This is a genomic window from Paenibacillus sp. GYB003 (genome assembly GCF_036577625.1).
Lineage (GTDB): Bacteria > Bacillota > Bacilli > Paenibacillales > NBRC-103111 > Paenibacillus_AB.
Genome location: NZ_JARBDC010000011.1, coordinates 79,195 through 102,810, shown reverse-complemented (window position 1 = coordinate 102,810; position 23,616 = coordinate 79,195). Strand labels below are relative to the sequence as shown.

Annotated in this window: 20 protein-coding genes and 1 riboswitch; of the genes, 12 read left to right on the top strand and 8 right to left on the bottom strand. The window is 58.9% G+C overall.

The window, feature by feature from the left end; genetic code table 11:
• Positions 1-267: 267 nt before the first annotated feature.
• The 4 genes from PV407_RS06940 to PV407_RS06925 all read right to left on the bottom strand — a co-directional run bounded on the left by PV407_RS06940 (position 268) and on the right by PV407_RS06925 (position 3,078).
• Positions 268-705, bottom strand: coding sequence for an NUDIX domain-containing protein (locus PV407_RS06940; protein ID WP_332089176.1), 438 nt, complete (start codon positions 703-705; stop codon positions 268-270).
• Positions 706-807: 102 nt separating this feature from the next.
• Entirely contained in the window at positions 808-1,572 is a 765-nt protein-coding gene (locus PV407_RS06935) for a TPM domain-containing protein (protein ID WP_332089175.1), read from the bottom strand.
• Complete coding sequence (locus PV407_RS06930) at positions 1,569-2,096, bottom strand: LemA family protein (RefSeq protein ID WP_442951634.1); 528 nt, start codon at positions 2,094-2,096, stop codon at positions 1,569-1,571. Before PV407_RS06930 ends, PV407_RS06935 begins: the two co-directional genes overlap by 4 nt.
• A gap of 133 nt (positions 2,097-2,229) precedes the next feature.
• On the bottom strand, positions 2,230-3,078 hold the full coding sequence (locus tag PV407_RS06925) for an AraC family transcriptional regulator (RefSeq protein WP_332089173.1): 849 nt from the start codon (positions 3,076-3,078) through the stop codon (positions 2,230-2,232).
• A gap of 125 nt (positions 3,079-3,203) precedes the next feature.
• On the opposite strand from PV407_RS06925, the gene PV407_RS06920 reads away from it, so the two are divergent.
• Positions 3,204-6,314, top strand: coding sequence for a glycosyl hydrolase family 95 catalytic domain-containing protein (locus PV407_RS06920; RefSeq protein WP_332089172.1), 3,111 nt, complete (start codon positions 3,204-3,206; stop codon positions 6,312-6,314).
• A gap of 367 nt (positions 6,315-6,681) precedes the next feature.
• Here the strand turns inward: PV407_RS06920 and PV407_RS06915 are convergent, their stop codons facing one another.
• Positions 6,682-7,110 carry a DUF2621 family protein gene (locus tag PV407_RS06915; RefSeq protein WP_332089171.1) on the bottom strand — a complete coding sequence of 143 codons (429 nt, stop codon included), beginning with the start codon at positions 7,108-7,110 and terminating at the stop codon, positions 6,682-6,684.
• A gap of 114 nt (positions 7,111-7,224) precedes the next feature.
• Between PV407_RS06915 and PV407_RS06910 the strand changes: the two genes are divergently transcribed.
• The 4 genes from PV407_RS06910 to PV407_RS06895 all read left to right on the top strand — a co-directional run bounded on the left by PV407_RS06910 (position 7,225) and on the right by PV407_RS06895 (position 10,449).
• Positions 7,225-8,352, top strand: coding sequence for a deoxyribonuclease IV (locus PV407_RS06910; RefSeq protein ID WP_332089170.1), 1,128 nt, complete (start codon positions 7,225-7,227; stop codon positions 8,350-8,352).
• A 63-nt stretch (positions 8,353-8,415) separates the two neighbouring features.
• Positions 8,416-9,315 carry a formyltetrahydrofolate deformylase gene (gene purU / locus PV407_RS06905; RefSeq protein ID WP_332089169.1) on the top strand — a complete coding sequence of 300 codons (900 nt, stop codon included), beginning with the start codon at positions 8,416-8,418 and terminating at the stop codon, positions 9,313-9,315.
• Between the two features lie 135 nt (positions 9,316-9,450).
• The gene (locus tag PV407_RS06900) at positions 9,451-9,879 is read left to right on the top strand and encodes a MarR family winged helix-turn-helix transcriptional regulator (RefSeq protein ID WP_332089189.1); all 429 of its coding nucleotides are present in this window, start codon (positions 9,451-9,453) and stop codon (positions 9,877-9,879) included.
• A gap of 84 nt (positions 9,880-9,963) precedes the next feature.
• Positions 9,964-10,449, top strand: a complete 486-nt coding sequence (locus PV407_RS06895) for an anthrone oxygenase family protein (RefSeq protein ID WP_332089168.1) — start codon at positions 9,964-9,966, stop codon at positions 10,447-10,449.
• A 745-nt stretch (positions 10,450-11,194) separates the two neighbouring features.
• On the opposite strand, the gene PV407_RS06890 is transcribed toward PV407_RS06895, so the two are convergent.
• Positions 11,195-11,590 carry a LuxR C-terminal-related transcriptional regulator gene (locus tag PV407_RS06890; protein WP_332089167.1) on the bottom strand — a complete coding sequence of 132 codons (396 nt, stop codon included), beginning with the start codon at positions 11,588-11,590 and terminating at the stop codon, positions 11,195-11,197.
• 877 nt (positions 11,591-12,467) lie between these two features.
• Positions 12,468-12,603, top strand: a riboswitch (cyclic di-AMP (ydaO/yuaA leader).
• 7 nt (positions 12,604-12,610) lie between these two features.
• On the opposite strand from PV407_RS06890, the gene PV407_RS06885 reads away from it, so the two are divergent.
• The 3 genes from PV407_RS06885 to ppnP all read left to right on the top strand — a co-directional run bounded on the left by PV407_RS06885 (position 12,611) and on the right by ppnP (position 16,499).
• Positions 12,611-13,393, top strand: coding sequence for a CAP domain-containing protein (locus tag PV407_RS06885; protein WP_332089166.1), 783 nt, complete (start codon positions 12,611-12,613; stop codon positions 13,391-13,393).
• Positions 13,394-13,972: 579 nt separating this feature from the next.
• Entirely contained in the window at positions 13,973-15,988 is a 2,016-nt protein-coding gene (gene tkt / locus PV407_RS06880) for a transketolase (RefSeq protein ID WP_332089165.1), read from the top strand.
• 190 nt (positions 15,989-16,178) lie between these two features.
• A complete protein-coding gene (ppnP, locus tag PV407_RS06875) occupies positions 16,179-16,499 on the top strand; it encodes a pyrimidine/purine nucleoside phosphorylase (RefSeq protein ID WP_332089164.1) in 321 nt (106 codons plus the stop codon).
• On the opposite strand, the gene PV407_RS06870 is transcribed toward ppnP, so the two are convergent.
• The gene (locus PV407_RS06870; RefSeq protein WP_332089163.1) at positions 16,469-17,779 is read right to left on the bottom strand and encodes an NAD(P)-binding domain-containing protein; all 1,311 of its coding nucleotides are present in this window, start codon (positions 17,777-17,779) and stop codon (positions 16,469-16,471) included. The genes ppnP and PV407_RS06870 overlap by 31 nt on opposite strands.
• 232 nt (positions 17,780-18,011) lie before the next feature.
• Here PV407_RS06870 and PV407_RS06865 point away from each other — a divergent pair, with 232 nt between their 5' ends.
• The 3 genes from PV407_RS06865 to PV407_RS06855 all read left to right on the top strand — a co-directional run bounded on the left by PV407_RS06865 (position 18,012) and on the right by PV407_RS06855 (position 20,844).
• Positions 18,012-19,367 (top strand): glucose-6-phosphate isomerase, encoded by a 1,356-nt coding sequence (locus PV407_RS06865; RefSeq protein ID WP_332089162.1) that lies wholly within the window; start codon positions 18,012-18,014, stop codon positions 19,365-19,367.
• 96 nt (positions 19,368-19,463) lie between these two features.
• Positions 19,464-20,096, top strand: coding sequence for a YigZ family protein (locus PV407_RS06860; RefSeq protein WP_332089161.1), 633 nt, complete (start codon positions 19,464-19,466; stop codon positions 20,094-20,096).
• Between the two features lie 97 nt (positions 20,097-20,193).
• A complete protein-coding gene (locus PV407_RS06855) occupies positions 20,194-20,844 on the top strand; it encodes a thiamine diphosphokinase (RefSeq protein WP_332089160.1) in 651 nt (216 codons plus the stop codon).
• Positions 20,845-21,019: 175 nt separating this feature from the next.
• On the opposite strand, the gene PV407_RS06850 is transcribed toward PV407_RS06855, so the two are convergent.
• On the bottom strand, positions 21,020-21,922 hold the full coding sequence (locus PV407_RS06850) for an AraC family transcriptional regulator (protein ID WP_332089159.1): 903 nt from the start codon (positions 21,920-21,922) through the stop codon (positions 21,020-21,022).
• Between the two features lie 283 nt (positions 21,923-22,205).
• On the opposite strand from PV407_RS06850, the gene PV407_RS06845 reads away from it, so the two are divergent.
• Positions 22,206-23,546 (top strand): ABC transporter substrate-binding protein, encoded by a 1,341-nt coding sequence (locus tag PV407_RS06845; protein ID WP_332089158.1) that lies wholly within the window; start codon positions 22,206-22,208, stop codon positions 23,544-23,546.
• Positions 23,547-23,616: the final 70 nt, after the last annotated feature.

Here is a 23,616-nt window from a genome sequence, read left to right as displayed (position 1 = left end):
AAGCTGTTCCCGACATCCCGGCCTCCTCAGCCGCGAACGTTCGGCGGCGCCGTCGATTGCCGCGCGACGAGCTCGGACGGCAGCGTCAGGTCGTGCCGGACGCCGGACGAATCGGCATCGTCGTTCCCGATCAGGAGGCGGATCGCCTGCTCCGCCATTTCGTGATCGGCTGAAAACGGCCGTACGGTTCGACATGGTTCCGCCCGCATACGCGAACGGAACGATCATGAACAATATCGTCATCCGATCCATCGCCGGGCCGGCCGGCTACGGCAGCTTGGCCGCCTCCTCTTCCGCCCATTCGAGCAGTTGGCTGCGCAAGCCTTCGCCTTCGAGCTTGTCGACCATTTGCCGCGCCGTCTCGAAATTCATCGTCACCCGGCCGGTCGTCTCGAAGCCGTCCGGCATCGGAACGAAGCGGTCGACCCGGGCGACGAAGAAGACGGTATACGTATCGGTCGACTCCCAATACCAGGCCGCTACGGGCCGCCGATCCACCTTCAGCACGAGCCCCGCTTCTTCGACGGTTTCCCGGTCCAACGCGTCGTCAACCGTTTCGCCCGGCTCGAGCCGGCCGCCGACGGTCGTCAGCGCCCGTTCGTTGCGGTCCCATGCCATGACGATCGAGCCGTCCTCCAGCACCGGAATGCTGTGGACTCCCGCGATTCGTTTGTCGTTCGGAAGCGCATCGATTCGTTTGAGCATAGAGCGGCACTCTCCTCCCAAAGCGAAAATGATTTCACATGTAGCGTATCACGAACCGTCGGGCCGCGGCGGGGCGAATGATGGAGCTTTTGTGAAAAAGGTTTATCTTCGGCTCGCGCCGCCCCCGCCCGAGCTGCCGCCCCGGCCGCGCGCGGCCGAACGTCTGCCGGCAAGCAAGGACAGCAGGAGCAGCAGGCTGCGGGTGACGAAGCCTTTCAAAAAGATAAAATCGGCCAGCATCAGCAGCGCGAGCGCGATGCCCGCCGTCCAGCGAAGCGCGCTCGATTCGAGCAACGCAAACAGCGCCCGTTCCCAAAACGACGACGGACCCGGCTCGGCGCCGGCGCCCGCCCCGAGGACGGCTTCGGAGGCAATCGCCTCGAACACGGCCAAATAAATGCCGACCGCGGCGTCGTTCAGCTTGCCTGCCTTTACGTAGGGCGCGGCATGCTCGTCGAGGAGGCTGCCCGCTCTCGAGTCCGGGATGACGGATTCCAGCCCGTAGCCGACCTCGATGCGGATTTGCTTCTCTTTCGCCGCCAAGACGATCAATACGCCGTTGTCCTTGCCCCGCTGTCCGAGCCCGTAAGCCCGCAGCGCTTCGTTCGCGAACTGCTCCAGCGGACGTCCTTCGAGCGAGGCGACCGTAAGCAGCGCCAGCTGCGCGCCGCTCATCGTCTCGAGCGTTTCGCCGTAGGAAACGAGCTCTTGCTTGGCGTCGTCGTCCAGAATACGGGCAAAGTCCTGGACGTAGATGTCGCCGACCGGAGCGGGAACGCCGGAAGCGGGAGCGGCGGCCGCCCCGGTCTGCGCGCCTCCGGCGGCATGCAGCAGGACGGCGAGCAGCGCAAGCACGATCGCCCTCAACGCTTCGCTCCCCCGAAGTCGACGACGGGCGTCGCCTTGTCTTGTTCCGATGCCTCGAAGTACGGCATCGCATCCAGTCCGGTCACGGACGCGATCAAGCTGCCGGGAAATTGCCGCCGCTTGCCGTTATAGGCGGCGACCGCTTCGTTGTAGTCTTTTCTCGCGACGGCGATGCGGTTTTCCGTTCCTTCGAGCGAATCCATCAGCTTCTGAAAGTTTTCGTTCGCCTTCAGCTCCGGGTAACCGCTGAACACGGACCGGAAGTTGCCCAGGGCGCTCGTCAGAAGCAGGTTCGACTGAATCAGGTCGGTCGGGGACGACGCGCCCGCGACCCGGCTGCGCGCCGCGGAAACCGCTTCGATCGCTTCGTTTTCGTGAGCCGCGTACCCTTTGACCGTTTCGACCAAATTCGGGATCAAATCGGCTCTGCGCTTCAATTGATTGTCGACCTGCGCCCACTTCCCGGCGGCGTTCTCTTCGGCGGCGACCAGCTTGTTGTGGGCGACGATCGCATAGATCGCCATCGCCGCGACGATGACGCCTATGAGCAGCGTCGCGTTCGTTTTTGTTTTCAGACTGTCGCTCCCCCTTCTCACACGGTTGTACTGCCATATATTGTATAAGAGGGCCGGTCGGCCGTCCAGAAGGAAGTGCGGCTTACGGTCCGCCGGGCCGCCGCCGGTACAGCTGCCGGTAGTCTTTCGGCGAAAAGTTTTGCGAGCTTTTGAACAGCCGGCTGAAATAATGAAGCTCCATGCCGACCGCGGCGGCCACTTCCGTGACGGACATGTCGGTCGCCCGCAGCAGCTCGACCGCTTTGGCCAGCCGGATGCGCTTCAAATACTGGATCGGCGACACGCCGAGCATCGCCTTGAACTGCTGCGCGAAATAGTTCGGGGTCAGATGAAACAGGCGCGACAGCTCCTCCACCGTCACCTCGGACGCCATATGGTCTCTCATGTAGGCGGCCGCCGCCTTCATTTTCTCGTACGTAAGCGTCGCCTTCGTCCGCACCTCCGTAATGTCGCAGCGCTCCATGTAGAAGTGAAGCAAATCGTACAAAATCGACTTCACCTTCAGCGAGGCCGCAAGCTCCTTCCGGCGCATGTGCGCGACCAGATCGGCGAACATCGTTTCGACGGCGTCCGCCTCGGCGCCGCCGACCTCGATCACAAACGGAAGCTTCAGCATTTGGAACGGATTCAGCTCCCCGATCGCCGCCGTAAAGTGGCACCAATATTTGTAGCACGGGCGGGAGGCGGACGTCGTCAGCGTCTGCTGCACGCCGGCCGGCAGCAAATACAGCTGCCCGGCCCGAGCCTCGTACACCGTATCGCCCAGCTTGAAGCGGCCTTCCCCGTCCAGCATGTAGTAAAACTTGTGGATTTCCGGCGTATAATTCGAATGCCCCCAGCTCGGCGAAACTTTCGTCAAGTGCGCCACCGTGACGTTCACCTGCATGTTGGACAAGCATTGCTTTAAAAATTCGTTGCGGTTCGGATCCATGCGGACAGATCACCCAATTTATGGAAGTTTTATCGGATTGCCGTAGCTTTGTTCAAATCTATTATAAAACCGTTGCGCTACAATATATATAAATTCCGGACGAAAGCAAAAGGGAGAGTGCGCGCATGCACGCGATTACGTACGAAAACGCGCCGAGCGGCTGGAACGAGGCGCTGCCGCTGGGCAACGGCCGTTTCGGCGGCATGGTGTTTTTCGAGGAAAATACGCTGACGATGGCGATGAATCATTACGAGGTATATTACCGGAAGCTGCACCGGTACAGCCGCAAAGCCCGCAGCGGAGAAGGGCGGGATTTCGGGCGCCAATACGGCTTTACGTTCGAGGAGCTGAAGCGGCGGGCGTTCGAGCTGTACCGGAACCCCGAGGAAGGTCCGTTTTATTTGTACGGGGACTCGTTTTCCGACAACAACATGTATAGACGGTACGGCAAGCCGCCCGGAGGCGTGTCCCACTATCCGACCGGCGAAATTCGCCTGTTTCCCGCGGCCGGGCTCGCCGAGCCGGACCGTTACTCGCTGCGGCTTACGGTCGAAACGGCGAAGGTCGACCTGCGAATCGAGAAAGGGACGGAGTCGCTCGACGTCCGAACGTTCGTCGCGACCGAGGCGGATCTGATCGTCACGGAGGTCGGGCAAACGAGCGGAGGGCTGCTCGAAGCGCTGGAGATGGCCGTTCCGGTGCGCCGATATGCGGAGATGACCGTGACATACGGTCAAGTCGACGACGCGACGTTTTATTACACGGGCTCGTTTTACCCGGACGGCGAAGACCGGGAGCGGTACGAACCGTTTTCGTTTCTCGTCATGACGAGGCTCGTCGGGGCCAAGGGAAGCGCCGAGATCACGGACGAAGCGGTTCGCGTACGGCTGCGGGACGCCGGGAAGAAAGTGACCGTTATCACGACGGTCGTGACGGAGGAAGAGACGAAGCAGCTGCTGCCGACCGCCCTGCGGCGCGTTAGCGAAGCGGGCTCGCAATCGAGCCGTCTGCGCGAAACTCACGAGGAGCATTGGCGCCGGTTTTGGAGCCGTTCCTCGGTCACTTTGCCCGATAAAATGCTGGAAGACTTGTGGCACGTCAATTTGTACGCGATCGCGGCAAGCAGCGGGAAGGGCGGCCGCATGTACGAGCAGGCGTGCGGGCTCAACGGCTTGTGGGACATCAAGCAGCCGACGAAGTGGGGCAGCATGTGGTATTGGGACGTCAACATCCAGGCCGCCTTCTGGCCGCTGTATACGGCGAACCATCTGGAGGTGGCCGAGGCGTTCAACGACGGGCTGTTCTCCTACACCGCCCAGGCGGAAAAAATGGCGAAGCAGTTTTACGGTCTGGACGGCTATGCCGCCGACTATCCGCACGCCTTGTATTTGAGCATATGGCCGTGGTGCGCGCAGTTTGCGTGGGACTATTACCGGTACAGCATGGACGAGACGTTTTTGCGGGAAAAAGCGTACCCGCTGTTCAAACAGATCGTCCGCTTTTTCGAAGGGTATTTGCAGTACGACGCCGAGAAGGACCGCTACGACGTCTTCCCCGACATTTCGCCGGAGCAGGGGCCGCTGACCCGCAATTCGGTCAGCACGCTGTCCTCGGTCGCCTATTTGCTGAAGCTGACGATCGAAGCGAGCGCGCGGCTCGGCGAGCCGGAGGCGGAGCGGAGCAGGTGGGCGGCCATTCTGGACCGTCTCGCCCCGTATCCGACGGCCGTGTCCGGCCGGTACGGCGACGTCTTCAAAGACTCGGAATGGGCGCCAGCCGATTTGCATTTGCGCCATCCGTCGCTGCTTATGCCGATTTACCCGATCGGCGAGATCGACCGCCGCAGCGGCGAGGAGCTGCGCAGGCGGGCCGAACATACGCTGCGCTATGCGGAGCGTCATACCGAATACGGCGTGTTCCAGTTCGGCTGGCTGTCCGCGGCGGCGTCGCGGCTCGGCAAAGGCAATTGGGCGCTGCGGCTGCTGTACGAGCAGGGCATCGACTTGTCGCTGCGCGGCAACGGGCTGTTCGCCGAAGAAACCGAACGCTGGATGAACTATTGCAACATCACGAACGAGCCGCTGTACTACCCGCACATGATGGAAGCTTCCGGCGAAGTCGTCGCCGCCGTGAACGAAATGCTGCTGCAGAGCTACGACGGCGTCATCGACGTATTCCCGGCGGTGCCGTCGGGGGAACCGGAGCCGGAACGAACGATCGGCATGTACGAGCACGACGTGGCGAAAAAGGTGCGCGTTTACCCGAAATGGGAGGACTGCTCGTTTCGCGGTCTGCTCGCCGTCGGCGCGTTCGAGGTCAGCGCGGCGATGTCCGGCGGACGCACCGCCTGGGTGCGGATCAAAAGCTTGGCCGGCTCGCGGGCGGCGGTGCGCAACCCGTTTGCCGAAGGCGCGGAAGCATCGGTTTCGCGTTGGGACGGCGGCGGATGGGTTCCGGCGGAAAGCCGGCTGGACGACGGCGTGATCGTATTCGCCACGGAGGCGGGCGGCGAGTATGCGATTCATCCGACCGGAGCGGACGTTCCGGCTGCGGGAGCGGAACCGGCGGCCGACGGCAGCGATGCCGGGGCAGGTCCGCGCGTCCATGTCGCGCATACGAACCGGAGAATCTTTTTGGGCAAAAATCGGGATACGGATCACGACAAGCTGCTCGACCACTTCACGTTCGATTACGTTGCCGGCAACCATCGGGAATCGCGGCTGGCCGCATACCGGATCGATTTCGGCGTTCCGAAAGAGAAGCTCGACAAAGACTACAGCCGGGTTTTGCCGCGGCAGGTGCATATGGATCAAGGCATACTCGGCCAAACGTTCCGCAAAATGACGACGGAGCACGTCTTCCGCCCCTACACCGGAATCGGCTGGGAGGAGGCGGACGGCTTGCTCGCCGCCGATACGGGCGGAGCGGACTTGCTGCGGCGCGATTATATCGGCGGGACCGTCGAGCGAACGTTCGTGCTCGAGCTGCCGAGAGGGCGGTACGACGCGCTGTTCGTCTGCGGCGATTACGACGCGCCGTCGTACACGGAGATCGAAATCGCCGGGCAGTGCTCGCGGAAGCCGGAGCGCGTCCTGCGCGCGGGAGAGTTCGCCTCGACGCTGCTGGCGATCGACCAGCGGAAGGACGGCTACGCGAAGGTTCGTTTTCGGACGAAGGAAGGCTTGATGTGGAAAGTATGCTTGATGATCGTCAACAAAAACTATCCGTATTTGTAGGGACGTTCCGGTTGTGGGCGGAACAGATTACCGAAAAAGCTCCCGGTCATTTGCCGGGTTTCCGACTGCCGGCCGGGTTACAGGGAAAAAGTCCCGCTAATTTTTGCAAGAAATGCTCTTTACGCCGACGTGACGCCATTTAACCGGAGCTTTTCCTGCTATATCGAAGCGAAGTTGAAGCGTTGCCGGATTAGAGGGAGGAAATCCGGTTAACTTCAAGCCGCATTCATGGCAAAAGCCGGGATGCGAGACCGACGTGTGCTTACAAGACGGCCGACTTGTCGTCGGTTTTCAAAATCAAAACGAAAGACCTTCGTCCGCTTGCGATGCGAACGAAGGTCTTGTTGTTGTGTTGCGGGCGAAACCGCTAGTTCAGCAAATGCCGGTACGCGCTGTAGTCGATGCCGTTTTTCTCCAAAAACGAAACGAGGCTTTTATGGTCGCGCTTCGGCGTCGCTTTGATGTAGCCCTCGATGCATATTTGCTCCGTCACCTCGGGGACGCCTTTCTCCAGGGCGACTTCGCCGATTTTCGCGGCGATCGAATGCCGGGCGATGTCCCGGAACGGACCGGGAACGGGGGCGACCAGCTTTTCCAGAAACTCTTTGGAAGCATCGGTCCATAAGTGGCGGGACGCTTCGACGTAATGGTTTTGCCAGTCCAGCTTCGACCTGCCGTCGGCTTTCGGCAGCACCTTCATGAATTTGCGGAACATGAAGTAACCGCCGACCGACATGAAAAACAGCAGCACGAACCCCCAAAACAGCAAAAACAGCATGAAGCTTTGCGAAGGCATCGTTCATTCTCCTTACGGCGATAACAAGTATTACTTGGAATTATACCGCATTCGTAGATTTATTTGTAGTTTCTTAGTACAATAGGGAAAGTATATGCAAAGGAGTCGAAGCCGATGTTGAAAATTGGATCGCACGTCTCTTTTTCCGACAAAGGACTGCTGAACGCGGCGCAGGAAGCCGTATCGTACGGATCCAGCACTTTTATGATCTATACCGGGGCTCCGCAGAATACAAGACGCAAACCGATCGAGGAGCAATATATCGAAGAAGGCAAGGCGCTCATGGCGGAGCACGGGATCGACGAAATCGTCGTGCACGCGCCTTACATCATCAACCTCGGCTCTTACAAGGAAGACACGTACGAGTTGGCCGTCCGCTTCCTGCAGGACGAAATTCGCCGCACCGACTATCTCGGCGTGCGCAACATCGTGCTGCATCCGGGAGCCTACACGGACAAGGACGCCGAGTACGGCATCGCCCGCATCGTCGAAGGCTTGAACGAGGTGCTGCGCGGCACGAAGGAAACGAACGTCAACATCGCGCTCGAGACGATGGCCGGCAAAGGCTCGGAAATCGGCCGTTCGTTCGAGGAGCTGGCGCAAATTATCGACAAGGTCGAAGACAACGAGCGGCTTACCGTCTGCCTCGACACGTGCCACGTACACGATGCGGGCTACGATATCGTGGACGATTTCGACGGCGTCCTGAACCATTTCGACAAAATCGTCGGGCTGGACCGTCTCGCCGTCATCCACCTGAACGACAGCAAAAACGTCCGCGGCGCCGGCAAAGACCGCCACGCTCCGGTAGGGGCCGGGCTGATCGGCTACAAGGCGATGAACTACATCGTCCATCACGACAGCCTGCAGCATTTGCCGATGGTGCTGGAAACGCCGTGGATCGGCAAGGAAGACAAGACGGTCCGTCCGATGTACGAGGCGGAAATCGCGCTGCTGCGCGGCGATTTGAACGGCCGGTTCGGCGCCGAGTTTCTCGATCATTTGGACCGGCTGCATCATTATTTCGGCAAGCAGGATATCGATCATCGCGATTTTGTCGTCTCGACGTGGGACGTGCTCAAAAACGACGCCAAGGCGAAAAAAGCCGACCCGCGCGAGCCGATGGAACGGCTGTACGACATGGTCGTCGAAAGCCGGCTGTTCCCGGAATTGAGCGAGGAGCAAATCAACCAGCGCATTACCGCATGGTTCGCGGGCAAGGAGCTGCTCGCAACCGTGTGACGACCCGGAAGCGGACAAGCTGCGCTTTCCGGCAACCGGAAATGAGAGGAACGTAACCGACACATGAGTCCACTAGTCACACCACCGAACATGCAGCGTTCGGACCGGCAAACGGACCGGGCGCGCATGCTGATTTCATGCCCCGACCGCCCGGGCATCGTGGCGGGGGTTTCGCAGTTTTTGGCCCGGCACGGCGCCAATATCGTCCAATCGGATCAATATACGATGGACCCGCAGGGCGGACTGTTTTTCATCCGTCTCGAGTTCGACCTGCCCGAGCTGGACAAGCGGCTGGACGGGCTGAAGCGGGATTTCGCCGAAACGACCGCGCGCGAGTTTGCCATGGATTGGCGGGTGACGCAGGCGGGCCGGAAGCAGCGGCTGGCCGTGTTCGTCTCGAAGGAGGACCATTGCCTGCTGGAGCTGCTGTGGCAATGGAAGTCCGGCGATCTGTACGCCGATATCGCCATGGTCGTCAGCAATCACCCGGACATGCGGGAGACGGTCGAATCGTTCGGCATTCCGTACCACCACGTCCCGGTTACGGCGGATACGAAGCGCGAGGCCGAGGCGAAGCAGCTGGAGCTCGTCGGCGACGTGGATACCGTCATCCTGGCGCGGTATATGCAAATTATTTCGCCGTCGTTCATCGCGCATTTCCCGAACCGGATCATCAACATTCACCATTCGTTTTTGCCGGCATTCGTCGGAGGGAAGCCGTACGCGCAAGCGTACGAGCGCGGCGTGAAAATTATCGGCGCGACGGCTCACTACGTGACCGAGGAGCTGGACGGCGGGCCGATCATCGAGCAGGACGTGCAGCGCGTCAGCCACCGCGACAACGTCGAGGCGCTGAAGCGGATCGGCCGGCACATCGAGCGGATCGTCCTGGCGCGCGCCGTCGCCTGGCATGTGGAGGACCGCATTTTGACGCATCAAAACAAAACGGTCGTGTTTAACTGAACAAATGTCCCGTTCCGCTCCGACAGAAGCGGTTCGGGATATTTTTTTGCGGAAATCCGGAAAAGGTACTTTACTCGGGGCTGGAAAAGGGATATAGTTGTATGTGCAAACAATTTTAGAAACGCAGGGATGAACATGCTCGACCATTATTTGAAGGAATGCTTGTATTTCACGGCCAATCGGCTCGGCAGGGTCATAACCAAAATGGCCGAGGACGAGTTTGCCGAGAGCGGATTGTCGCCGACCTACGCGTTTTTGCTTATGGCGGTGTATGAAAAAGAAGGGATTTCCCAGAAGGAGCTGGGCGAAATTCTTCATCTCCAGCCTTCGACGGTAACCCGCCTGATCGAGAAGCTTGCGGGAAAAGGACTGATCTACAGCCGTACGGAAGGGCGGTTGTCGCTGATCTGCACGACGGACAAAGGCAAAGCGCTGGAAGCCGTCATTCACCGCTGCTGGAACAATCTTCGCAGCCGATACGGCGCGATATTGGGGGAACGGGAAGGCGACGAGCTGTCGTTTCGGCTGGATCAAGCGTGCGATCGATTGGAAAACAAGGGGTGAATCGCCCCCGTTTCGGAAAATAGTTGTATGTACAAGCAATATAAAACACGTCCGAACGCTTTGTCGGACCGCGGGAGGTTTCATATGAACGAACGTTTGCTTTTTGTTTTGACTTTCGCATCGGCGCTTGGCTCCGGTCTGATCGCCGGGCTGTTCTTCGCCTTTTCGGCATTCGTCATGACCGCGCTGGGCCGTATTCCGCCGCATCAAGGCATGGCCGCCATGCAATCGATAAACGTTACGATACTGAATTCGTTATTCAGCTTCGTCTTTATCGGTACGGCGCTTGCGAGCGCCGCTTTGGCGATCGTCTCGTATTTCCGATGGGGCGAAGCCGGCACGATTTATTTGCTTGCGGGCAGCTTGCTTTATTTGCTCGTTTTTCTGGTGACGGTCGCTTTCAACGTGCCTTTGAACGATACGCTCGCCGCCGCGAAGCCGGGCAGCGCCGCCGGAGCCGACATATGGGCGCGATACCTGGTCCGTTGGACGGCCTGGAACCATGTTCGGACCGCGGCGTCGATTGCCGCTTTGGCGTCGTTCATCATTGCGCTCCGGCTTCGCGGGTAGAGGACAAACGCGGCTTGCAGGACCGTCTCCGGCACGCTCGCCGTTACCGGACCGAGCAAACCGGACGGAAGAGACGCTTTATTATAGGCGTTCGCCAAGCTGTTGGCGACCCGGATGCGCAGCAGGTTCGAGCCCGGGCGGGCCGCCGCCGAAATATCCGCATACGCGTATGGCTTCCAGAGGCGGACGCCGAGCGGATTGCCGTTTAATTAGACCGACGCCGTCTCCTGCACGTCTCCCAGGTCGAGCCGAATCGTTCGATCGGTATTGCCGAAAAATCGTTTCAGCCGCGCGTAATAGGCGTCGTGCGTCAGCCGGATGAACGCCTCCGTCGCCCGCGGATTGAGCAGATCGGCCGAAGGCGGGGCTCCGGGATTTGACGTCGGCTTGCCCGTACTCGTCGTCCGGCTCCAGGAACGGCTTTCTCAGCCGCTCCAGCACAGTTTCGTTTACAGCGGCCATCGTCCCGAATCCTTCGTAAAACCATCTTTTCGTACCGATTCGGCTGCAGTTCCACGATAGTAAAAACGGCCGCGAAAATGGCGACCCGGACAATGATTGCCGATCCGGACATTGGCGCCGCTCGCGCATGTACCGGGACGAGGACGGTATGGTAGGTTCGGGGCATAGACGAAGGCGGGGGACGCCGCATGGAAATCAAAAGGATGCATCAAGGTCCCTTATTCCGTATACCGGGATTCGATCCGCAAGCACGGCTTCGGCGCGGCTCGACACGCCCAATGCTTTATAGACGGTGCTGATATAATTTTTTCACCGTGCCGACGGACAGATGAAGCAGGTCCGCGATATCGGAATTGGTATGCTCCTGCATCAGCAAGCATATAATCTGCCGCTCCCGCAGCGAGAAAGAAACATCCAATCGCTCCCACGGCAGCCGCTCGTTCCGGCGCATGATTTCGTCCTCGTCCAACCGGCTTTGCTGCTTGTGCAGTCTGGACAATCCTTCGGACAGCCTGGCGGAAATTCGGGCAGGCAGCGTCATTTGGCCCGAGACGACGGACTTGATCGCCCGGATGATGATATCGTCGGTTTCCCAATCTTTGAGCAAAAAGCCGCTCGCCCCTTCCATCATCGCCTGAACGATCAGTTCATCGTCGGGCTGCGAGGTCAGGATTAGCACATGGGTTATCCTGCCGGGCCAATGGAATCGAACGAACGGGAAAACCTCCAGCTAACACGCTTTCCTATAGGCATCGTTTCAAATTTACAGGGAGAAGCTCCAGTTAAAAAGGCGCCAAATCGGCGAAAAGCGCGGCATGGACGAATGTAGCGGGACGTTTTCCAGTTATTTTGCCCAATAACGGGAAAAGACCGAAAATAGCGGGAGCGTTTCCATCTCGTTTCCCGATCCACTGCCGTTTCGGCGTGCAAAAAGGATCGTTCGGATAGAAAGACCAAAGGACCACTGGCAACCGTAACCCGTGTCGGCCGATGCGGCATGGAACGAATCGTAGTTTGCTTAACGGCGGAAAAACCGGTCGTTTGTTCAGGCTAACGAATCCGGACATCGCTATCCGGCCCAAAATGGAAGAAAACGATCCGATTTGCCGGCAATAACGATACTGGAGTTCGTAAACCAATTCACCCCCTCGCTTTTGCCTCCGATAACGATCGCTCGATTCGTTAGCAACATGTCCGAACACCGGTTGCGAGCGGAATGAAGTCGAACATCAGCTATTGGGATCTCGGAGGGAATGGAATCCTGGCGCGGAATGATCGCGTCGCCTTTGATGTCGTGTTGTTGCCGCTAAGCCTCGAAAACGATTCGACCGGCGGTTGGAGCCAAGTTCAGCTTCATACATAAAAGGAACATCCGCCGTATTTCCGGACGGCATTTCTTAATGGAACCAACGGATCGCGGAAGCCGCTAACGGCGCGGGTTTTCGGCGCATTGGAAATCATTGCGCAATGACCGGGCGAGCGGGAGCGTGTTATGATGGAAAAACCGCAGGGAAGACGGCACGCCGCATGGTTTTGCCGTTCTTTTCATGGGGAAAACCAAATTAAGGCCGAAGCTTCTAGCGAAGCGCGGGGAACCCAACGTATCCGGGGTGAAGCCACGGTCCGTGGCCGGGTGGTTGCTCTTTGACCCGAACCCGTCAGCTAACCTCGCAGGCCGTCATAAGGAGAGGATCTTTTCATGCGTTTCAAAAAATCGGTGTTGACCGGCGCTTTGGCGCTCAGCGTTTTGGCGGGCGCAGGCTCGGCTTACGCCGCTCCGTCCCAGCCTTCGAATATCGGCAATGAAGCTCTGAATCCCATATATGCCGGATCCGGTTTTTCGCTGAACGACTGGATTCGCAGCCTTCAGGAACAAGGTTGGAACGTACGGGTAGTATATCCGCAATGGTCTTGGCATATGCCTAACACGGATTACGGATCGGGGAACGGATCCTACAACGGCGGCCAAGGCTCCAATAACGGCGCGGCAACCGGAACGGAAACGGGAGCCGGTACCGGTTCGGATGCCGGACAAGCGGGCAATGCCGGAAACGCCGGAAACGGTGCCGGAAGCGAGCCGGCGGGCAATGCCGGCGAAACGGCGACGACGGCGTCCGCATATGCGGATCAAGTCGTGTCGCTCGTGAACCAAGAACGCGCCAAAGCCGGTCTTTCGCCGCTGGCCAGCGATCCGGCCTTGACGAAAATGGCGTTGGACAAAGCGAAGGACATGTACAACAACAACTACTTCGACCATAATTCGCCGACTTACGGTTCGCCGTTCGACATGATGAAAGCTTACGGCATCAGCTATTCGTATGCCGGCGAAAATATCGCCAAAGGTCAGCGCAATCCGCAGGAAGTGATGAACGCCTGGATGAACAGCGCGGGCCATCGCCAAAACATTTTGAGCCCGAACTTTACGAAGATCGGCGTTGCTTACTATAACGGCGAATGGGTACAAGAATTTATCGCAAACTGATCGGGAAAAACCGGGAGCGTCCGCTTCCGGTTTTTTCATGCAAAAAAAGTCGGACGTTTGGCTGCGTCGGAACTCGGGAAGCAAGCCGTGCGCAGGATGGGACGGTTCCAAGCCTTACGGACATGGCAGCCGTTAGGAAGGTCGATTTCGACGGTTTGGATTTTTTACGGACAGGGGAGCAGCTATTTGACGGAAAATCTCTTTTTGGACCATCATTCGGGGCGAATAAGCGCAACGGCGTCCGTTACCGTTTGAAAAAGGCCGTTTTTTGCGAAATAGCGTCCGTGGCGACCGTTACCTCCGGCTTCGCCCCTCCGAGCGGCGGTCGCGCATTTTGCTCCGGCCCGTGGCCCGACGGAACGGAACGCGAACCGGCAGCGCTTTTTTTCGCGACGGAAAAGACGGCATCTTGGGGAAAACTAGAAACGCTTTTTCGGGGGCCGATTGTGGTAAACGCTTAAAGCAAATGGTACAATAATGCACAGCGACTGCAAATGTCCGCTGGACATAGAGGGAAGTTCGCGTCGGGTAGACATCACGTGGCGCGGGCGACTACCGACTTTTGGGAGGAATGGAAGAATGACGTCTCAAGCGAAATCGATTGACCGTCTGTCGATCGATACGATCCGCACACTGTCTATCGATGCCGTGCAAAAAGCGAATTCCGGGCATCCCGGCATGCCGATGGGCGCCGCTCCGATGGGCTACGCGCTGTATGCGCGGCTCATGAAGCACAATCCGGCGAACCCGGAATGGATCGACCGCGACCGGTTCGTGCTGTCCGCCGGACACGGCTCGATGCTGCTGTACAGCCTGCTTCACCTGAGCGGCTACGACTTGTCCATGGACGAGCTGAAAAATTTCCGCCAATGGGGCAGCAAAACGCCGGGCCATCCGGAATACGGCCATACGGCCGGCGTCGACGCCACGACGGGTCCGCTCGGACAAGGCTTTGCCAGCGCGGTCGGCATGGCTATGGCGGAGGCGCATATGGCCGCCGTTTACAATCGCGACGAACTGAAATTGATCGACCATTATACATATGTCATTTGCGGCGACGGGGACTTGATGGAAGGCATTTCCGGCGAAGCGGCGTCGCTGGCCGGCCACCTGCAGCTCGGCAAATTGATCGTATTGTACGATTCCAACGATATTTCGCTCGACGGGGAGCTGAATTTGTCGTTCTCGGAAAACGTGAAAGCGCGCTTCGAGGGCTACAACTGGCATTACAGCCGCGTCGAGGACGGCAACGATCTGGCCGCGATCGAGCGGGCGGTTCGGGAGGCGCAAAACGATCCGCGCCCGTCGCTGATCGAAGTGAAAACGGTTATCGGCTACGGCAGCCCGAACAAGGCGGGCAAAGGCGGCCACGTCGGCCCGCACGGCTCCCCGCTCGGCGTCGACGAAGTCGCGCTGACGAAAAAAGCGTATGAATGGCCGGAAGACCGGCATTTCCATGTGCCGGACGAAGTATACGCCCATTTCGCCGAAGCGAAAGCGAGAGGCGCCGAAGCGGAAGCGGCGTGGAACGAGACGTTCGCCCGGTACGAGAAGGCGTATCCGGAGCTGGCGATCCAGTTCAAGCAGGCGGTGGCCGGAGACTTGCCGGAAGGCTGGGACGCGGACTTGCCGACGTACAGCCCGGCCGACAAAGGGATCGGAACGCGGAACGCGTCCGGCAACGCGATCAATGCGTTCGCGGCGAAAGTGCCGTCGTTCATCGGCGGCTCGGCCGACCTGGAATCTTCGACGATGACGCACATGAAAGGGCTCGGCCAATTTACCCGAAACGACTACAGCGGCCGCAACGTGTACTTCGGCGTTCGCGAATTCGCGATGGGCGCTGCGCTGAACGGAATGGCGCTGCATAAAGGCGTCAAGCCTTACGGCGGCACGTTCTTCGTCTTCTCCGACTATTTGCGCCCGGCCGTCCGTCTTGCCGCCATTATGGACTTGCCGGTCACGTACGTGCTGACGCACGACAGCATCGGCGTCGGCGAAGACGGCCCGACCCACGAGCCGATCGAGCAGCTCGCGGCGCTGCGCATCATCCCGAACGTGACGGTCATCCGTCCGGCCGACGCGAACGAAACGACGCAGGCATGGCGCTACGCGCTGGAAAACAAAAACGGCCCGGTCGCACTCGTCTTGACCCGCCAAGCGGTGCCGAACCTCGAAGGTACGGCCGACAAGGCGCGCGAAGGCGTCGCCCGCGGCGCGTACGTCGTATCCGAAGCGGCCGGCGGCGAACCGCAGGCGATCCTCCTCGCCACGGGCTCGGAAGTGTCTCTCGCCGTCGAGGCGCAGCAGAAGCTTGCGGCGGAAGGCGTACGCGTACGCGTCGTCAGCATGCCGAGCTGGGAGCTGTTCGAGAAGCAGTCCGCCGAGTATAAGCAGTCGGTGCTTCCGTCGGGCGTCAAAGCCCGCCTTGCGGTAGAGATGGCTTACCCGCTCGGCTGGGAACGCTACGTCGGCGACGGCGGCGCGGTGCTCGGCATCGACAAGTTCGGCGCGTCCGCGCCTGCGGCCAAAGTGATCGCCGAATACGGCTTCACGGTCGACAATGTCGTGGCCAAGCTGAAGGCGCTCCTGTAAGCGCGAACGGTTCGGCAATCGGAAAAATAAGAGTTTCTCGCGAAGGGACTCTTATTTTTCTTTCCCTTTCAAGGGCGAACGCCAAAAAAGAGCCCCTTGCGGGACTCTTTCGTCAAACCGGCTTTCGGCGCCTTCGCCGTTCGACCGGTGCACTTTTCCTATTTTGCATACCGAGGAGAATGGATCCCCCATGTCCCAATTTACGAACGTTACCGTATCGAAAAAAGCGAACGTCTACTTTAACGGCGGCGTAACGAGCCGTACGGTCCTTTTCGCCGACGGCTCCAAAAAAACGCTCGGCCTGATGCTGCCGGGCACGTACGAGTTTACGACCGATACGGTAGAAATTATGGAAATCACCGCCGGCGATCTGCTCGTGCTGCTTCCGGGCGAAACGGAATGGAAGCCGTTTACGGCGGGCATGCAGTTCGAGGTGCCGGCGAATGCGACGTTCAAAATGGACGTGAAGGCGATAACCGATTACGTTTGCTCGTTTTTGCCGGTTTCCTGAAGCTTCTGCTGAATGTATTCCTCCAGCTTGATGCGCGTATACGGCGGTAGGCCGGACAGCATGCAGCCGTACCGAAACAGCCCGTTCTCCGAGACAATGCGGATAATGCGCGCCGTAATCGGCGGCAGCTGCGCTTCCTGCGGGAAATGGATGACGATGAACATATCCTGCGCAAGCGGGAACGTGCTCGTTACTTGGAGGCCGCTGTCCGACAAATCGTACAGCGTTCCTTCGATATTTTGGCCGGAAAACGCGCCTTCCTGCTCCCACTGATAGACGGACAGGAGCAGCCGAATATTCATCGGCACGCGCACGCTGCGGCGGCGCTCGATGTTCAGGTCCTGGGTCGTGAGCAGCGATTCGGGCTGATTATCTTCGCGCTTGCGCGATTCGATCGTTTTGTCCATCCATTCTTCGTAGCACTGGACGATCGCGGACAAATCCAGCTCGCCGAGACCTTTGCTCAGTCCCATCTCGTATATGTTTTTGGCGAGACCCAGCAGCGGCGCGGTTACCTGGAGCTGATCGGTCAGCTGCGAGGCGAGCCGCAAATCTTTGTGCATCAGCTGCATCGAAAATTGGGTTTCGAAATCGCGGTTCAATATTTTCGAGCCTTTCAGGTCGGCTTGCTTGCTGCTGGCGGCGCCGGCCATGACGATTTCGTAAAATTTCGCCAGATCGATGTTCGCCTTGGCCGCCAGCGCCATCCCTTCGATGAAGCCGATGGCGTTGATGCCGACCATCGTATTGTGCGCGAGCTTGGCGTACGAGCCCGATCCGGACGGCCCCATATACACGATGCGGCTGCCCATCGCCTGAAAGACGTCCATATGCTCGGAGAGCGCTTCCTCATTGCCGCCGACCATGAACAGCAGCGTGCCGTTTACGGCGGCCGGCTTGCTTCCCGTGACGGGAGCGTCGAGAAAATGAACGGCGAGCTCGGCGAGCTCGGCTTGAAGCGTTTTGCTCATATGCGGAGAGATCGTGCTGCAATCGATGACGGTCATTCCGGGATGGATGCCCTCCATGATGCCTTTCGGATCGTAAAACGTTTGCCGGATGGCGGTATCGTTGCTCAGCATCGTAATCAAAACGTCCGCGTCTTTGGCGGCGTCGGCGGGAGTTTCGGCGGCTGTCGCCCCTTGACTGACCAGCTCCGCGGTTTTTTCGGTCGTACGGTTGTATACGGACAAGGAATAGCCTTTGCGCAGCAAATTGGCCGCCATAGGCTGTCCCATCGTTCCCAGGCCGATAAAGCCGATTTTTTTCATCGTATTCACCTCGAATTTTGCAGCGACGTAGAGCCTGGAGTGCTGCTGGTCCTAGACCCATTGTAGCACTTCCGACACCCTCTGCGAAAGACCCGGCCGTACTTGCTTTTCCCGGGGCAGTTCAAGTATTCTAGGTGACAGAAGGAACAGCGGGACGAGACCGTACATAAGGGAAGGGAAACGCTCAGACTATGCTTACGAAGCCAGCTTTACTTCGTAAAGCTTTAAGGAGGAAAACACAATGGGTCAAAACGTTCAATTCGACTATAGCCGCGCGCTAACCTTCGTGCAGCAGCACGAAATCGATTATTTCCGCGAGCCGGTCAAGCTCGCGCACGAGCAGCTTCACCGCGGGACGGGGGCCGGCTCCGACTATTTGGGCTGGATCGAGCTGCCGAACCAATACGACAAAGCCGAGTTCGCGCGCATCCACGAGGCGGCGAAGCGGATTCAGTCCGATTCGGACGCGCTCGTCGTCATCGGCATCGGCGGATCGTACCTCGGCGCGAGAGCGGCGATCGAGATGCTGTCGCATTCGTTTTACAACATGCTGCCGAAGGATAAAAGAAAAACGCCGGAAGTTTACTTCGTCGGCAACAATATCAGCTCCACGTACGTGACGCATTTGCTGCAGCTGCTCGAAGGCAAAGACGTTTCCGTCAACGTCATTTCGAAATCGGGCACGACGACGGAGCCGGCGATCGCGTTCCGCATTTTCCGCGAGCTGCTGGAGCGCAAGTACGGCAAGGACGGGGCGCGCAAGCGCATTTACGCGACGACCGACCGCGAGAAGGGCGCGCTGAAAAAGCTGGCCGACGCCGAAGGCTACGAAACGTTCGTCATTCCGGACGACGTAGGCGGACGGTACTCGGTATTGACCGCCGTCGGCTTGCTGCCGATCGCCGTCGCCGGCATCGACATCGACGCGATGATGCAGGGCGCGGCCGACGCGTCCCGGGAATACGCGAATCCGGATTTGGCCCGGAACGCGAGCTACCAATACGCCGCCGTGCGCAACGCGCTGTACCGCAAAGGAAAGGCGATCGAAATTTTGGTCAACTACGAGCCGTCGCTCCATTACGTATCCGAATGGTGGAAGCAGCTGTACGGCGAGAGCGAAGGCAAAGACCAGAAAGGGATTTATCCCGCCTCGGTCGATTTTTCCGCCGACCTGCATTCGATGGGACAATTCATTCAAGAGGGCGCGCGCAATTTGTTCGAGACGGTCATTCAGGTGGCGAACGTTCCCGAGCAGATCGTCATCGGCACGGACAGCGAAAATTTGGACGGCCTCAATTTCCTCGCCGGCCAAACGATGGATTTCGTCAACAAGAAGGCGTTCCAGGGCACGATGCTGGCGCATACGGACGGCGGCGTGCCGAATCTGATCGTGACGCTTCCGGATATTTCGGCGTACTCGTTCGGCTATATGGTTTACTTTTTCGAAAAGGCGTGCGGCGTAAGCGGCTATCTGCTCGGCGTCAATCCGTTCGATCAGCCGGGCGTCGAAGCGTATAAGAAAAACATGTTCGCCCTGCTCGGCAAACCGGGCTACGAGAAAGAAAAAGCGGCGCTCGAAGCGCGGCTCGGCAACTAATTCGCATTCGGATACGGGGTCCCGGAAGCGGCGCGGCATGCGCTCCGGGGCTCCGTACGCGTTGCAGGGGCCTGCGAGGGGAGGAGGCGAAGGCGCATGCTGGAGCGATACCGGACGGTGCGGCGGCAGGCGTCCGCCGAGATCGTCATCAAAAAATCGCGCTTTATCGGTCACGTAAAGCCGGTACGGAGCGAGGAGGAAGCGATCCGCTTCATCGAAGAAATCAAGAAGGAGCATTGGTCCGCGACGCATAACTGCTCCGCTTACGTGGTCGGGGAGCGGGACCAGTTTCAGAAGCAGTCCGACGACGGAGAGCCGAGCGGCACGGCGGGCAAGCCGATTCTCGAGGTCATCAAGCAGCAGGGGCTCAAGGATACCGTCGTCGTCGTCACCCGTTACTTTGGCGGCATTATGCTCGGCGCCGGGGGGTTGATTCGCGCCTATACGGACGCGACCGTGGAAGGGCTCGCCGCCGCGCGGCCCGTAACGCTTGCGCTGCACAGGGAGGTGCTCGTTACGATCGACTATACGTGGCACGGCAAAGTCGAGAACGAGCTGCGCGGCAAAGGGACGATGCTCGGAGAAACGCAATTTACCGACAAAGTGACGCTCAGCTGCTGGCCGCTCGAACCGGAGGCGGAATCGTTCGTCGCCTGGATGACCGACTTGACGCAAGGACAGGCGCTTATCGAAACCGGCGATGCGGAATACAAGGAAATGCCGGAATAGGCGGCGTTCGGGAAGGCGGGGCACGGCTTTCGCCCGGCATCGAACGCTCTAGTCGCCGATCGGCGAAAGCGGGAAAAGAGAGGAAGAAGGATTTCGCATGTCGGATCGTATCGTCATTGTAACGGGCGGAACGCTCGGGGAGTGGGCGTTGGGACATCTGGATCGGGATGCGCGGATCGTCGGCGCGGACCGCGGAGCGCTGTTTTTGGTCCGGCACGGCATCAAGCCGCTGCTTTCGCTCGGCGATTTCGATTCGGTCACGCCGGAGGAGCGGGAATACATTCGGCGGCACAGCGAAACGTTCGTCGATTGCGACCCGGTCATGAAGGATTTGACCGACACCGAGATGGCCTTCCGGTGGGCGCTGGAAAAACGGCCGCGGGAGATCGTGCTGCTCGGCGCGCTCGGCACCCGCTTCGATCATTCGCTCGCCAACGTGCATCTGCTCCGTAAAGCGCTGGAGCGCGGCATCGACTGCTCGATCGTCGACCGGTGCAACGAAATCCGGCTGCTCGGTCCGGAGCGGGTTTTGACTTTGACATCCGGCGCGTACGCTCACGTTTCGCTGCTTCCGCTCAGTATGGAAGTGAAGGGCATTACGCTGGAAGGGTTCAAGTACCCGCTGACGGACGCGACGCTGACCGTCGGTCAGTCGCTCGGCATCAGCAACGTAATCGACGGAACGTCGGGACGGGTGCGCATCCGCGAAGGGCTGCTGCTCGTCATTCGGAGCAGCGACGGCGAGTAGGGCGGGGTTTCCCTATATAACGATTGCGGAAAAGCAAGCATAAAGCAGCTGGCGTTTTGGGCGCCGGCTGCTTTTTTCACGACCTGCGGTTGCCCGAAACGGGCGGCGTTACCGGGTGTTGCGCGGCATGACGGGCTATAAGGCGGTACGGCCCGGGAACGGCCCGGCTCCGCCCTTATCGCCCCTCGCTCCGGCCGCTTCGATACTTGCCGCGGTATTCCCGCGGCGTCAGTCCGGTATGCTGTTTGAACAGCTTGTTGAAATAGCTCAAATCGCGAATGCCGACGTTTTCCGCGATCGCGATAATTTTATCCTCGGTTTCGCGCAGCAGCTTGAGCGACGCGTGAATTCGCACCTCGTTGCGGTATTCGGTGAACGTTTTGCCCATCGTCTGCTTGAATTTGTACGTAAAGCTCGACTGGCTCATGCCGCACATTTGGCACGCCTGCTCGAGACTGATGTCCTGGGCGTAATGGTGCTCGACGAACCGGCAGACGGACTGAATGACTTTGGACTCGTTCGCCTGGAGCAAAGGAGCGACGAACCGCTGCTCGTATTTGCGGCTGAGCCAGACGAGCATTTCGATCAGCAGCGCTTTGATCGAGATCCGGTAGCCGAGCGCTTTCCGGTCGAATTCGTCGATGATGCGGTCGAGCCGATGCCGAAATTCGCGTCCTTCGAGGACGGACAGCTTGATATGGGATTCGAAATCGAGCGACTGCCGGAAAAACGGCTCGACGTAAAAAAAGTTGAAAAAGGGCGTCACCTGTGACAGCGCTTGCAGTTCATAGGTTAAAAACGAAGGAAGGAACAAGACGTTGTACACGTCGAGCGGCTCGTCGCCGATAACGGCGTAATCGTGCTCGACGAACGGAGGGATGACGAAAATGTCGCCCTTCGAAATCGGATACGAGACGCCTTTGTACAGATGCTCGCCCCGGCCTTCCGCAACGTACACCAGCTCGATGAAATCGTGGCAATGGGGCATTTTCGGCCGATCCGGCAGCGTCGGGTACAAAAAGGCGCGAAACGGAAATTCGTCGCACTCCAAATATTGTTCCTTCGAGTACAGATTCACGGGGAGCACCTCCACTCCCATTGTAGAAAAGAACATGCGCAAACACAATAACCGAAGCCGTCCGCCGGCGTCCGGACGACGTCGTTATTTCGACTCAATTATTTGGTAAATAATCCAAGAAAGCGGCGTGTCTCCTATAGTAGGCTTACCGTATACGACGTAACGACCGCCGCATTCGCGGCGCAGGCGGGAGCCGCAAGCGCCGGCAATCGAGTAAGCGCTTTCTCGCCGATGGCGAACGGTGCGTGCGAAAAGACTTTATGCGTGAAGGGGGAGTCATCGAATGATGCGAACGACTTTTGCTTCCATGTTGGCCATGGCGATGGTTGCGCTGCCTTTGGCGGCTTGCGGCGGCGGAGGTACCGCAACGGGCGGCGTCCCGACCTCGAAAGGCGGCGCTGCGGGCGGCGCCGCCGGAAACAACGAGCCGGCCGAGCTCGTGTTTTACGGGGCGGCGGGCAATACCGAGGCGGAGTTCAACGCCAGATGGGGAGACTACATCCGCAAACAGTTTCCGAACTATACGCTGAAGTACATCATGAACGAAAAAGGCAAAACGCTGCCCGAGCTCATCGCCGCCGGGGAAACGATCGATATCATATTCGACTCGATCGGCGGAACGGCCTCCAACTTGATCGATAACGGGTTCCAGTACGACATCACGGAGCTGGCGAAGAAGCATAGCGTCGATTTGAACCGGTTCGAGCCGACCTTTATCGACGCGATCAAGCAGATGGGCGGCTTGTACGGACTTCCGGTCAACGGCGGGGGGCTCGTCATTTACTACAACAAAGATATTTTCGACAAGTTCGGCGCCCCTTACCCGAAGGACGGGATGAGCTGGGAGGAGCTGCTCGAGCTGTCCAAAAAAGTGACCCGGATGGACGGCGGCAAGCAGTATGCCGGCTTCGCCACGTCTGTCGTTCACCCGATGCGGATGAATCCGTTCTCCCTGGACGTCGTCGACCGAAAGACGCTGACCGCCGCAATCGGCAACGAAAAATGGAAGACGCTTCTGCAAACGGTCATGATCCAGCCGATCGTTCAGGACGACGGGTACCGGCAGCTGTTTACGCAGAAAAAGGGAGGGCTCTGGACCGACGATTTCGCCAAGCAGCAAAATTTGGCCATGTTCATGATGAATTTCGGCCTGCAGTACGCGGTCAAGGAATTCGAAACGCTCAACTGGGACATGACGGCCATTCCGACGTTCAAAGACCGGCCGGGCGTCGGCACGCAGCCTTATCCGAATTATTTCTACATTACGTCCGCCAGCAAGGCGAAAGATGCCGCAATGAACGTGTTGAAATACGTCACTTCGGACGAACACGAGACGATCGAATCGAAAAAAGGAAACATCCCGGTGCTGAAAAACGAAGAAATTAAAAAGGTGTTCGGGCAAGAGACGATCTATAAAGGGAAAAACATGAAAAACGCGGTATACTACAACAAATTCGCCGAGCCGCACGCCAAAACGGTGTATGACGATAAAGTGGCCGGACCGCTCGATGCAAATATCAAAAAGGTGATCTACGGCGAAATCGATCTCAACACCGCGTTCCGCAACGCCGAGCAGGAGGCGAACAAGGCGATCGAAGAAATGAAGGCGGCGAGGAAAAAGTAAGCCGAGCGGCGCGGAAACGCCGTACAGCGATGATCGTGCGGAGCGGGGACGCCAGCGGCAGGAAGCGGAA